This window comes from Tsukamurella pseudospumae (genome assembly GCF_001575195.1).
In the GTDB taxonomy this organism is placed as follows: domain Bacteria; phylum Actinomycetota; class Actinomycetes; order Mycobacteriales; family Mycobacteriaceae; genus Tsukamurella; species Tsukamurella pseudospumae.
On the sequence record NZ_LSRF01000033.1, the window covers coordinates 346,553 to 358,681 of the forward strand.

At 71.2% G+C, this 12,129-nt stretch carries 11 protein-coding genes; 4 read left to right on the forward strand and 7 right to left on the reverse strand.

The features are described 5' to 3' along the window. Positions 1-157 precede the first annotated feature (157 nt). The 7 genes from AXK60_RS12190 to AXK60_RS12220 all read right to left on the reverse strand — a co-directional run bounded on the left by AXK60_RS12190 (position 158) and on the right by AXK60_RS12220 (position 8,057). Entirely contained in the window at positions 158-583 is a 426-nt protein-coding gene (locus AXK60_RS12190) for a Fur family transcriptional regulator (protein WP_068571371.1), read from the reverse strand. A 39-nt stretch (positions 584-622) separates the two neighbouring features. After that, positions 623-1,414: a poly(3-hydroxyalkanoate) depolymerase gene (gene phaZ / locus AXK60_RS12195; protein WP_231855454.1), complete on the reverse strand. Its 792-nt coding sequence runs from the start codon at positions 1,412-1,414 to the stop codon at positions 623-625. A gap of 113 nt (positions 1,415-1,527) precedes the next feature. Then, positions 1,528-1,980: a MaoC family dehydratase gene (locus AXK60_RS12200; protein WP_068571372.1), complete on the reverse strand. Its 453-nt coding sequence runs from the start codon at positions 1,978-1,980 to the stop codon at positions 1,528-1,530. A 4-nt stretch (positions 1,981-1,984) separates the two neighbouring features. Next, the gene (locus AXK60_RS12205; protein WP_068571373.1) at positions 1,985-3,679 is read right to left on the reverse strand and encodes a PHA/PHB synthase family protein; all 1,695 of its coding nucleotides are present in this window, start codon (positions 3,677-3,679) and stop codon (positions 1,985-1,987) included. A 34-nt stretch (positions 3,680-3,713) separates the two neighbouring features. After that, entirely contained in the window at positions 3,714-5,213 is a 1,500-nt protein-coding gene (locus tag AXK60_RS12210; RefSeq protein ID WP_068571531.1) for a long-chain-fatty-acid--CoA ligase, read from the reverse strand. A gap of 197 nt (positions 5,214-5,410) precedes the next feature. Further along, on the reverse strand, positions 5,411-6,814 hold the full coding sequence (locus AXK60_RS12215; RefSeq protein WP_068571374.1) for an amidase: 1,404 nt from the start codon (positions 6,812-6,814) through the stop codon (positions 5,411-5,413). 46 nt (positions 6,815-6,860) lie between these two features. Further along, positions 6,861-8,057, reverse strand: a complete 1,197-nt coding sequence (locus tag AXK60_RS12220) for a PucR family transcriptional regulator (RefSeq protein WP_231855444.1) — start codon at positions 8,055-8,057, stop codon at positions 6,861-6,863. A 115-nt stretch (positions 8,058-8,172) separates the two neighbouring features. Between AXK60_RS12220 and AXK60_RS27810 the strand changes: the two genes are divergently transcribed. The 4 genes from AXK60_RS27810 (at position 8,173) to AXK60_RS12240 (ending at position 12,129) form a co-directional block, all read left to right on the forward strand. Beyond that, positions 8,173-9,027 carry a LysR family transcriptional regulator gene (locus tag AXK60_RS27810; RefSeq protein ID WP_068571376.1) on the forward strand — a complete coding sequence of 285 codons (855 nt, stop codon included), beginning with the start codon at positions 8,173-8,175 and terminating at the stop codon, positions 9,025-9,027. Then, positions 9,024-9,920, forward strand: a complete 897-nt coding sequence (locus tag AXK60_RS12230; RefSeq protein WP_068571532.1) for a serine hydrolase — start codon at positions 9,024-9,026, stop codon at positions 9,918-9,920. The genes AXK60_RS27810 and AXK60_RS12230 overlap by 4 nt, the downstream gene beginning before the upstream one ends. A gap of 75 nt (positions 9,921-9,995) precedes the next feature. Continuing rightward, entirely contained in the window at positions 9,996-11,780 is a 1,785-nt protein-coding gene (locus AXK60_RS12235; protein ID WP_068571377.1) for a penicillin-binding transpeptidase domain-containing protein, read from the forward strand. A 64-nt stretch (positions 11,781-11,844) separates the two neighbouring features. Further along, entirely contained in the window at positions 11,845-12,129 is a 285-nt protein-coding gene (locus AXK60_RS12240; protein ID WP_068571378.1) for a hypothetical protein, read from the forward strand.

A 12,129-nucleotide genomic window follows, 5' to 3' on the forward strand; every position in this document is an offset into this window, starting at 1 on the left:
TCGGGCGCTCCTTCGCATTCGTGCCGCCCGGTCCGGGCGGCGTCCCCCTCGACAGTAGTCCGCATCACCGCTCACGTCCCCGGGGTTCGACGGTGCGCCGACCCGAAGCGGAACGCGCCCGGAGTGTGCGGCCCGAGGGAAGCGAGTACCGCAGGAATCAGCGCGCGGCGGCGCAGTCGGGACAGTAGCCCCAGAAGGTGACCTCGGCCTCGTCGATGAGGAAGCCGTGATCGTCGTCGGCCGTGAGGCACGGGGCGGCGCCCACGGCGCAGTCGATGTCGACGATCCTCGCGCAGGACCGGCACACCAGGTGGTGATGGTTATCGGCGACCCGCGCCTCGTACCTGACCGCGGATCCGGCGGGTTCGATGCGCCTGAGCAGGCCTTTCTCGGCGCAGACGCGCAGCACGTCGTAGACGGTCTGCGTGGCGACGGTGCCGAGCCTGCCCCGCAGGAACTCCGCGACGTCGTCCGCGGTGGCATGGGGATGCCCGTCGAGGAAGCCCAGCGCGGCGACGCGGGGTGCGGTGATCCGCAACCCCACGCCGCGCAGCCGATCCTCGGCGTTGTCCACCTCGCTCATGCGAAATAGAGTACGCCCGATGTCAGAACGATTCCAGGTTCAATCGCGAGCTGTGAGCAGACCGGCCTTCCGACCGCGCCACTGGCGCCGTCCGAGGTGCGGCGTCCCGAGGAACTCGTCGATGACCGGCGCCAGCTTGTCCGCACGGGTCACCAGGTCCACGTGGCCGCCGTCGTGACGATGCAGGGTGGCCCGGGGCAGCAGGGTCTCGAAGATCCGCCCGTTGACCATCGGGACGATCGGGTCGTCCTCGCCGAACACCAGGAGCGTCTTCTGCCGGATCACCGGCAGAGCGAAGATCGAGGTCCACACCGACCCGGCCATGAGCTGGTGCAGGTAGCCCATCTTCGAGCCCGCGTGCATCTGCCGCGAGAAGGTCTCGCCGATGTCCGCCGAGTCCTCCCGCACCGACCCGCCGTACAGCTCGCCGGCCACCTGCGCCGCGTACTCCGGATCGCGGAAACGCTTCGGCGTGACCATCTTCCGGAGCACCCGCGGGTCACCGGGAACCATGATCGCGCCCGTTCCGGTCGACACGAGGATCAGCCGCCGGCAGCGCATCGGGTTCTGGAAGGCGAACTGCTGAGCCAGCGCACCTCCCCAGGACAGGCCCAGGATGTCGACGACGCCGACGCCCAGCTCGTCCAGCACCCTGCCCAGGACCCACGCCAGGTACGGAAAGCCGTAGGGCAGCATCGACGTCGGCGACTCGCCCGTGCCGGGCGCGTCGAACCGGACGACGGGGCGCTCGGGGTCGAGGGCCTCGACGAACGGGTCCAGCACCTCGAGGCTCGCGCCGATCCCGTTGCACAGCACCAGCGGCACGCCCATGCCGGGACGGTAGCGCACCCGGATCCGCTGCCCGCCCGTGGCGATCAGCAGGTCCTCGGGCAGCTCCACCTCGGTCCCCTCGGCACCGTCGCCGGCGCCGGATGCGTTGTCGCTCATCGGTACAGCACCACCGTCTCGGCGATGCACGCCGGACGGTCGGCACCGTCGACCTCGTAGGTCAGGCGGAAGACCGCCTCGATCGCCCCGTTCTTCTCCTGCGCGGACACCAGCTCGACGGTGGCCCGCAGCCGCGAGCCGACCGGCACGGGCGACGGGAAGCGGACCTTGTTGAGCCCGTAGTTCAGCGCGGCCGAGAACTCCTCGACGACGACGGCCTCCTGGAGCAGCACCGGCGCGAGCGACAGGGTGAGGTAGCCGTGCGCGATGGTCCCGCCGAACGGGCCCTTCGCCGCCTTCTCCGGGTCGACGTGGATCCACTGATGATCGTCGGTGGCGTCGGCGAACAGGTTCACCCGGTCCTGGTCGATGCTGACCCACTCGGTGGTGCCGAGCGTCTGCCCGACGAGTGGAAGCAGGTCCTGCGGGGTCTTGACGGTGGTGGTCATGCGCTCACTTCTCCATCACGTAGGTGCCGGGGGCGGGGGCGAGGGGCTCGTAGCCGGCGGCACCCAGGGCCGACGGTGCGTCGACCTCCGCGCCGCTGCGGGCGTCGAGCCACTCGAGGTGGTGCGGCCACCAGGAGCCGCCGACCTTCTCGGCGCTCTCGAACCACTCCTCGGGCGTCTGGTCCTGCAGGACCGGCGCGGTGCGGTAGGAGGCCTTGGGGTTGCCGGGCGGGTTGACCAGCGACGCGATGTGGCCGGCGGTGGACAGCACGTAGGTGTTGTCCTTGCTGCCGAACAGCGCGGCGCTGCGCTCGGTGGCCTGCCAGGGGCAGATGTGGTCGGAGATGCCCCCGAGCACGTACAGGTCGGCCTCGATCTTGCCCAGGTCGACCGGGGTGCCGAGCATCGTCGACGCGCCGGGCGTGACCAGCTTGTTGTCCAGGCCCATGAGCACCATGTCGCGGTGCAGCGCGGCGGCCATGCGAGTGGTGTCGGCGTTCCAGAACAGCACGTCGAAGGCGGCCGGCGGGCGGCCCTGGATGTAGTTGTTGACCACGTAGCGCCACACCAGGTCCGTCGGGCGGAGCCAGGCGAACATCTCCGCCATGGCGGCACCGTCGAGGTAGCCCTTGCTCGCGGAGGTACGGATCGCGGCGTCCGCGGCCCGACGGTCCGCCAGCGCGGAGGCGAAGCCCGCGTGGCTCTGATCGAGGACGGTGACGCCGAAGGTCAGGCCGGCGATCCGGTCGCCGTGGCCCGTGGCGAACAGGTGCGACATGACCATCGCGGTGAGGATGCCGCCCGAGCAGGTCGCGAAGACGTTCGCCTGGTCCGACCCGGTGATCACCTGCAGCGCGTCGAGCGCCTCGATGATGGCCTTGCCGTACTCGTCGAAGCCCCAGTCCCGGTGCCGCGCCGAGGGATTGCGCCACGAGATGGCGAACACCTGCTGGCCGCCCTTGACGTAGTGCTCCACGAGACTCCGGCCGGGCGCGAGGTCCATGATGTAGAACTTGTTGATCACCGGCGGCACCAGCAGCAGCGGGACCTCGCGCACCTGCTTGGTCTGCGGGGCGTACTGGATCAGCTCGAACATCCGGGTCCGCAGGACGACGGTGCCCTTCGTCGTCGCGACGGACTCGCCCACGTTGTAGGCCTTCGGGTCGATCATCGACGGGATGCGCGGCTTGGAGGCCATGTCCTTGGCGAAGGCGGTGAGGCCGCGCACCATCGACAGCCCGCCGGTGTCGATCATCGCCTTCCACCCGAGCGGGGAGACGAAGGGGTTGTTCGTCGGCGACAGGCCCTCGATGAGGTTGTCGAGGACGAACCGCATCTTCTCGGCGTCCTTCCAGTCCAGGTCGGCATCGTCGTAGAGCTGGTTCGCCAGGTCGGAGATGGCCAGGTAGGCCTGCTCGATGCGGTTGAGCAGCGGGTTGTTCGCCCAGGCGGGATCCTTGAACCGGAAGTCGCCCTTCTGCGGCTCGCGGCCGCTGCGGCCGACGGCGATCAGGCCCAGCTCCTTCGCCAGGCCCGCGGCGCGCTCGGCCACGGTCACCGGCTGGCCGGCGAGGGACTGCCCGAACCGGGCCCAGGCGGCGTTCGGCACCATGCGGGACGCGAAGCTCTTGGTGGAGTTGACGAGCAGCAGATCCAGGGGGGCGACGATCTCGTCGGCGCCTTCAGCGGTGGTGGTCATGTCAGGTGGCCTCGACTCTCTCGTTCGTGGGTTGTCAGTTGATCTCTACGGGGACGGTGATGTCGCGCTTCTGGACCTTGCCGGTGGCGCCCTTGGGGAGCTCCGTCAGCAGCCAGATGTGGCGCGGGTACTTGTAGGCGGCCACGCGGTCCTTGACGTACTGGCGCAGCTCGTCGACGGTGGCCGTGGCGCCGGGCTTGAGGGCGATGGCAGCGCCGACCTCCTCACCCAGTTCGGCGTGCGGGATGCCGATCACGGCGGCCTCCGCGATCTCGGGGTGGCTGTAGAGCACCTCTTCGATCTCGCGCGGGTAGACGTTGAAGCCGCCGCGGATGATCATCTCCTTCTTGCGGTCGACGATCGAGAAGAAGCCGTCCTCGTCGACGATCCCGATGTCGCCGGTGGAGAACCAGCCGTCGGCGTCGATCGCGGCGGCCGTCGCCTCGGGCAGGTTCCAATAGCCCTTCATGACGTTGTGGCCGCGCACCTGGACCTCACCCCGCTCGCCCTGCGGCGACTCCCTGCCGGAGTCGTCCACGACGCGCATCTCGACGCCCTCGATGGGGGTGCCGATGGTGCCGGCCTTGCGCGGCTTGTCCGGGTGGTTGAAGCACGCGACCGGCGAGGTCTCCGACAGTCCGTAGCCCTCGAGGATCGCGGCGCCGAAGGCGTCCTCGAAGTCGGTGATGACCTGCAGGGGCAGCGCCGCGCCGCCGGAGGCGCAGACCTGCAGCGAGGAGACGTCGTCGCCGGGCTGCTTCGCAGCGACGAGCGCCGAGTACATCGTGGGCACGCCCTCGAAGATCGTGACCCGGTCGCGGGCGATCACCTCGAGTGCCTTGCGCGGATCGAACCGGGGGATCAGCGTCAGGGTGAGGCCGAAGCGGACGGCCGCGTTGAGCCCACAGGTGAGGCCGAAGACGTGGAACAGCGGCAGGCAACCCATCATCACGTCGCCGGGCTTCGCGTGGAACAGCGTGCGGCCGGCGATCTCGCAGTTGCGGCCGAGACCGTCGTGGGTGAGCTCGGCGCCCTTGGGCTTGCCCGTGGTCCCGGACGTGTGCAGGACGACCGCCGTGTCGGAGGGCTCGCGGGGCTCGACGGCCGGCGCGGGCCGCTGGTCCGCCAGTAGGGCTGCGAGGGCGGCGTCGTCACCGAAGTGGCAGGTGGCGCCGGCGGCCTTCGCCCCGGCTTCGGCGTCCTCGGCGAAGACCGGCGTGGCGAACAGTGCCTTGGCGGACGTGTTCGCCAGGTAGAACTCGACCTCGGCTGCCTTGAGCAGCGGATTCATCGGTACGGCCACCGCGCCGCGGCGCATGATCCCGTAGAAGACGATGGCGAAGGCCGGGGTGTTCGGCAGCATGATGCCCACCCGGTCCCCGGGCTCGATCCCCTGGTCCGCGAGATAGCCGGCGAACCGCGCCGAGGCATCGTCGAACTGCGCGTAGGTGTACGTCAGGTCGTCGCACTTGAGGGCGATCGTCGCAGGGTGGGCTGCCGCGGCGGCGGTGAGGTTCTCGGCGAGGTTCGTCATCGAGTGCTTCCTTCGTGTGGTGTCGTCTTCGTCCATTCCAGAGTGACCCCTCACACCCCACCGGGTCGATGGTGACGGAGACAGCCTTTCGCAGCCGTGGGTGTTACCGAGCACAATCACCCGTGCTGGGAATCCCGGCTCACTTCCCGAAGGGGGCCGCGCACGGCGCCGGAGCCGCGGCGCGGGCGGCCTGCGAGCTACCGCGGGAGCGGCGGGCGCCGCAGGTGGAAGTCGGTGACGCCCTGATAGGCGTGGCCCGCCTGGAGCACCAGTTGCTCGGCGAATTCGCCGCCGCAGAACTGGAAACCGAGCGGCGTTCCGCGGTCGGTGAACCCGCCGGGCAGGGTCAGCGAGGGCAGCCCGGCGATGTCGAGCGGTGCGGTCGGCACGAGCAAGCCAGCGAGCAGTTCCTCGTCGCTGCCCAGGTTCGCCATCTGCGCCAGCGTCGGCGAGGCGATGCCCGTGCCGGGGAGCAGCAGCAGGTCCACCGTCGCGAACAACCGCCGGCAGCGGCCGATGAAGTCCCGCCGCCATTCGAGCATCCCCTGGTACTCCACGCCGCTGATCCCCTGCCCGAGGGTGATCAGATCCCGCAGGTCCGGACCGTATTCGGCCTCGCGCCCCGGGAAGGTGTCGCGATGCTCGTAGGCGGTCTCGACGGCGCACAGGGGAGCCCAGTGCTGCGCCGCCGCCGCGAAGTCCGGGGTCTCGACCTCCACCACCAGGAAGCCCAGGTCCCGGACCGTCTCGACGACACCGTCGAGCATGGCGCGGGTGGGGGCGTCGAAGGTCTCGTTCAGGCGCGGGTCGACGCCGAGCCGTGGGACCCGGCGCAGCTCGATGTCGTGGAGGTAGTCCGGTACGGGCAGGATCGAGGTCGTCGGATCGTGCACGTCCTGGCCGGCGATGGCGCCGAGGATCGCGGCGCAGTCCTTCGCGCTGCGCGCCATCGGGCCGACGTGGTCCATGCTCGCGGCGAGCGCGGTGCTGCCGTGCCTGCTCACGCGGCCCCAGGTGGGCTTGAGCCCCGTCGTCCCGTTCGCGCTCGACGGTAGGCGGATCGACCCGCCCGTGTCCGTGCCCAGCGCGCCGAAGCACAGCCCGGCGACCGGCGCCACGCCCGAGCCGCTCGACGACGCCCCGGACCAGGTGTCGGGGTCCCAGGGGTTGACCGGTGTCGGCAGGTCCGGATGGTGGGCGGTGTAGGCACCCTCCGTCATCGTCAGCTTGCCCAGGATGACGGCGCCCGCTGTGCGGAGCCGCGCGACGACGGTGGCGTCGTGGTCCGCGCGGTGGCCGGCGTGCACGGTACTGCCGGAGCCGGTCGGCGCGTCCGTCGTGTAGAACAGGTCCTTCACCGCGAGCGGAACACCGTGCAGCGGACCGCGATACCGGCCGCAGGCCAGCTCGGCATCGGCCCGGGCCGCGGCGTCCAGCGCCGCCTCACGCCCGACGTGCGCGTAGCTGTGCAGGTCCGGATCGAGGGTCTGGATGCGGGCCAGCAGCGCCTCGGTCACCGCGGTGGAGGTGGTCCGCCCGGAGCGGATGAGCTCCGCGACGTCGGTCAGGTCGAGGAAGGCGAGATCGTCGGCATCGGGCATGGGAGAGTCCTCCGGATCGATGTGGCGCACGTCACGTGCGGCCCCCTCAGGCTGTCACATCACGCGGTGCGTCGATCTGTAAACGGACACGGGCGTCGACCTCGAACGCCAGGCACAGCTCGGCGACCTCGCGGGGCGCGTTGATCGATCGATCCGTGAGTTGCTCGATCCGGCGCAGGCGGTGGCGCACGGTGTTCGGGTGCACGAACAGCCCGGCCGAGGCGTCCTTGACATTGCCGTCGTGCGCGACCCACGCGCGGAAGGTCGCGAACAGCGGATCCCGATCCTCGGCGGGCAGCGCGTAGAGCCTGCGCAGCACCGCGCGGGCCAGGTCCACGGTGGTCTCGGGTGCGGCGATCGCCGCCGTGCCGAGGACGGAACCGTCGAACACCGACACTCCTGTGCCCGGCCCGACCAGTTCCCGCCGCGCGAAGTTCAACCCGTGCGGAGTGTCCCGGAGTTCGCTGAACGGCGCACTGACCCCGACACGGGCGGTCGCGATGCGGCGCAGCAGGTCGATCACGGCGGTCCGCACGGCGACGGTGGGCGCGTGCACGATGCCGATCTGCTGGTCGGGCAGCAGCCGCCACGCGGAGTAGACATCGATCGCTCGGAGCCGGTCGACGATGCCGGGCAGGGGCTGCTTGCCCACCTCCGTTGTCGCCGCAGCCACCGCGAGGTAGGGCCCCGTCGTGGGCAGACGCAGCAGCGTGGCGATCTCCCACAGGCTCTGATCGCTCGGGATACGCCCCTGCAGAAGGTGTTCGGCGAGGGCGGCGCGCTCGGCGGCGTCGTCGAGGGCCTGCTCGGTGGTCCGGTCTCGATGGGCCCCGGCCATCGCATCGACGAACTGGTCCTGCGCCTCCCACATGTGCTGCGCCGCGCTGAGGAGGGACTGCCGACTGAGGCCCGGTTGTGCCTCCGCGACAGCCATCACCTCCTGCCACATACGGTGCACGCCGATGCGGTAGGCGTGCATCACGGCGGCGAGGGGTACGCCGAGCTCGGCCCGGGAGCGACCGGTCGCCGCGGCGGGAGCGGTGTCGAACGACGAGGCCGTCAGCGCGTTCACCATGTACGTCAGGTTGTCCCGCACGGACTCGGTGATGAGTTCGTCGGAGACCGCGTCGGACGCCCCGTAGAAGGGGATGTCCGCGCGGATCGACCCGACGACGGCCACCGTCACCTCGCCCATCCGGGCGATCAGCGCCTCCCGGATCTGCGCGATCTCTGCATCACTCACACCTGTCGATTGTGCTGCCTCCCGCCGTCCGGCGTGCCCGATTCACCGCGCGTGGCACACCTCGGGCATCCGGACGTGCTCGAAGCCTCCGGCGACTCGACCTAGACTCCGGCTCATGGATCTGATCCGGCACCTGCGGTTCTTCGTGGCGGTCGCCGAGGAGCAGCACTTCGGGCGCGCCGCGGACCGGCTGGGCATCACCCAGCCGCCGGTCTCGGCGGGCCTCCGACGGCTGGAGGAGGCGCTGGGCGTCACGCTCATCGATCGCAGCCGACGGGGCGCCGACCTCACGCCGGCCGCCCGCGAACTGCTGCCACGGGCCCGCGTCATGGTGCGCGACGCGGACCGGTTCGTCGCGGAGGCGGCGCGACTCGGGGCCGGGGCCGGCGAGCGGCGCGTCGCGCTGTGCGACGCGCTCGGGTCCGCGGTCTCCGCCGTCTGCGCCGCGGCTCTCGCCCAGGCGGACGACGGTGCACCACTGACCCTCTCGGCGGGCCCGTCACCTCACCTCGCGCGGGCCGTCGGCGAGGACCTGCTCGACGTCGCAGTGGTCGAACACCCCGTACTGGGGGGCGGGGCACCGTCGGGTCCCGTGATCGCGCTGCCTCGGGACTTCCTGGTGCCGGACGGCTTCAGTGCGCCGCGGCTGCGCGATCTTTCAGCGCTCGCCGTCGCATTGCCACCCCGCGCGGCGAACCCGCCCGCGGCGGATCTGCTGCTGGACCGCCTGACCGCCCGCGGCATCACCTCGTCGGTGTTGATCGCCGAAACGGAGGCAGCGGCACTGGCAGCCGTCGCCGCGGGTCTCGCGTTCACCCCCGTACCCGCCGGCGGTGGGGCCCCAGCGGGTACCGAGCGCCGCTCCGCGAACGACTTCCCCCTGCGGGTCAAGGTTCTCGGGCACCGGGATCATCCGGACACGGCCCGTCTCGAGTCCGCGTTGTGGCGCGCGGGGCGGTCCCGGAAGTGACCGCGGGCGACGCGCGCGAGCGGATCGAGGCGGTCTTCGCGGACGCCGGGTGCAACGGTTGGTTGCACGCCCGGGTGATCGGCGACGGTGCCGAGCTGTCGGTGCGCGGCGGGCAACCGGTCGTGCCCGCGTCGGTCTACAAGGTCGTGTTACTGGTGGCCGCGGCGCGCGCCGTCGACGCGGGTCGGCTGGATCCGCGGGCCCGGGTCGTCGTCGATCCGGCGACCGCGACGCCCGGCCCCACCGGCCTTGCGGCGCTGTCGGATCCGGTGGAGATGAGCGTGCGCGACCTGCTCCGGTCCATGGTCGCAGTCTCGGACAACGCGGCCGCGGGCGTGGTGATGCGGCTCGTCGGTCTCGATGCCGTGCAGATGACCGCGCGCGACCTCCGGCTGAACGACACGCGGATCGTCGGCGGAGACGCGGAGATCCACGCCGCGATGATGGCCGAGACCGACACCCGGACGGTCGCCGAGGCGTTCGCGGCCCTTGCGGACGACGACCTCGCGCGTCCGGTGCGCGCCTACGACCCGTCGTTCGGCAGCGCCACGACGGCAACGGACATGACGGCACTTCTCGCCGCGGTGTGGTCCGACACCGCGGCCTCCGCGGAGCAGTGCGCGTTCGCCCGGTCCGCGCTGGGCGGTCAGGTCTTCCGCCACCGCGTGGCATCGGGCTTCGGTTCGGCGCCCTCGATCGCGGGCAAGACGGGGACCCTCGGCGCACTCCGGAACGAAGTGGCGGTCGTCGGCTACCCCGGTGAGCATCCCGTCGCGGTCGCGGTGTTCACCCACGCAGCGCGCAGCGACCCGAGCCTTCCACTCGTCGACGCGGCCATCGGGCGGGTGGCCGCGATCGCGGTCGATGCACTTCGCGTGCCCATCGACCTGTAGCGATATCGATCCGCTATCGCCCGGGAGCGTTTCGCACTTTGGTCGATATCACCGCGCGCAGGTTCACTGGTCGCCATGCGCCATTCCTCACGCCGGCACGCGCCGACCCGACCCGCCCGCGCACTGCCCGGCGTCGCCCTGGTGATCGCCGCCCTCGCGGGATCGCTCGTCGCGTGCTCGGAGGACGACGTGGTCACCAAGTTCGCGACCGCGGTGTCGGCGCGCGACGCGGCGCACGCCGGCAACCTCACGTCGGACCCGACCTCGGCGACCGAAGGGCTGCAGGCCACCTTCGACGGCATGGGCGACGCGAAGCCCACCGTCACCGTCGGCAAGGACGGTGAGGATCGAACTCTCACCTGGTCGTGGGCACTACCGCGCCAACACGGCGTCCGGTACACCACGAAGATCGCAGCCGGTGGCGGCAAGGTCACGTGGGCACCGACTCTGGTCCACCCCGACGCCGTCGCCGCGGGCTCGCGCCTGCGGTACGCCGACGAGAAGCCGTACACCACCAGGGTCGTGGATCGGAAGAATGCACCGCTCATGACCTGGCAGACGGTCACCGTCGTGAATCTCGCCCCGGAGAAGGCCGTGTCCGCGGCGGACGCGCTCGCCACGAAGCTCCGCACCGCCGACCCGTCGGTGACCGCCGCCGGACTCCGGAAGTCTGTGGCGGGCAAGGACTCCCCCACCGCCGTGATCTCACTGCGGGCCGACGACGCGAAGCGGGTCGGCCCGCTCACCGGGATCGACGGGGTGACGGTCCGTGAGGAGGGCCGCCTGTTGACCGCCTCGCCCGCGCTCCGCTCCCCGGTGATCCCGGGGTTGGAGGAGCGCTGGCGGCGGGACGTCGACGCTGCGGCCGGATCGTCGGTCACCGTCGTCGACCGCGACGGCGACCCGGTACGCCTCGTCGACACGTTTCCAGCGAAACAGATCCCGCCCGTTCGAACCACCGTGGACGCGGGATTGCAGCGCGCCGCGAACGCCGCGGTCGCGGGCGAGAAGCGCGCGACGATGCTCGTCGCGATCCGCCCGTCCACCGGCGGCATCCTCGCGGTCGCGCAGAACGCCGCCGCCGACACGCAGGGCCCCGTCGCACTGACCGGCCTGTACGCGCCCGGATCCACCTTCAAGACGATCACCACCGCCGCGGCGCTGGACGCGAAGATCACCACCCCGGACGCACAGCTCGCCTGCCCCGGTCGAGCGACCTTCGGCGACCGCACCATCCCCAACGAGAACGAATTCACCCTCGGCACAGTGCCTCTGCACACCGCCTTCGCCAAGTCCTGCAACACCACGATGGCGGGCCTGGGCACGAAGCTCGGCGACACCGCGCTCACCGACACCGCGAAACGTTTCGGCCTCGGCGTGGACTTCACCCTCCCCGGCATCACCACCGTGACCGGCTCGGTACCCGCCGCGCGCACGTCGGCCGAGCGCGTCGAGGAGTCCATCGGGCAGGGGCGGGTCACGGCCTCGCCCTTCGGGCTCGCCGTCGTGGAGGCCTCACTCGCCGCCCGCAGTACGGTCCGGCCCGCACTGTTCGACGGTGAACCCGCCCGCACGGACACCGAAGCCCTGCCCATCGACGCCGGCGTCGCCGCGGCGTTGCGCGCCGCGATGCGGGAAACAGTGACCGCGGGGACCGCGACCGCATTGCGCGACATCGAGGGCCTGGGAGGCAAGACGGGGACCGCGGAGTTCGGCGACAACACCCACGCGCACGGCTGGTTCGCCGGGATCGTGGGCGACCTGGCCTTCGCGACCCTGGTCGTCTCCGGCGAGAGCTCGGGCCCCGCCGTCGCGGTCAGCGGCGCCTTTCTTCGCGGCGCCGGCGGCGACCTGCCGTGACCGCGTGTGCAACCGCACATCACGTTGATACACTGAAACCAACATTCACTGTGAAGGGGTTTTCATGGCACACCGTCGCCCGCTCGGCCGCCGCGCGCTGGCCACCGGCCTCGCCTCGCTCGGCCTCATCTCGATGAGCCTCGTCTCGCCGATCGCCGTCGGCGCTGCGAACGCGCTCGAGCCCTGCCCGCCGGGGCAGATGCCCTTCTACAACGGCAAGAACTGCGCCATGCAGCTGTGCACGCCGCCGTACAACCCCACCTTCCCGCCGTGCACGATGCCCCTGCCCACGCCGACCCCGACCCCCGGGATCACCGGGCCGAGCGGAATCCCCGGCCAGCCCTTCTGA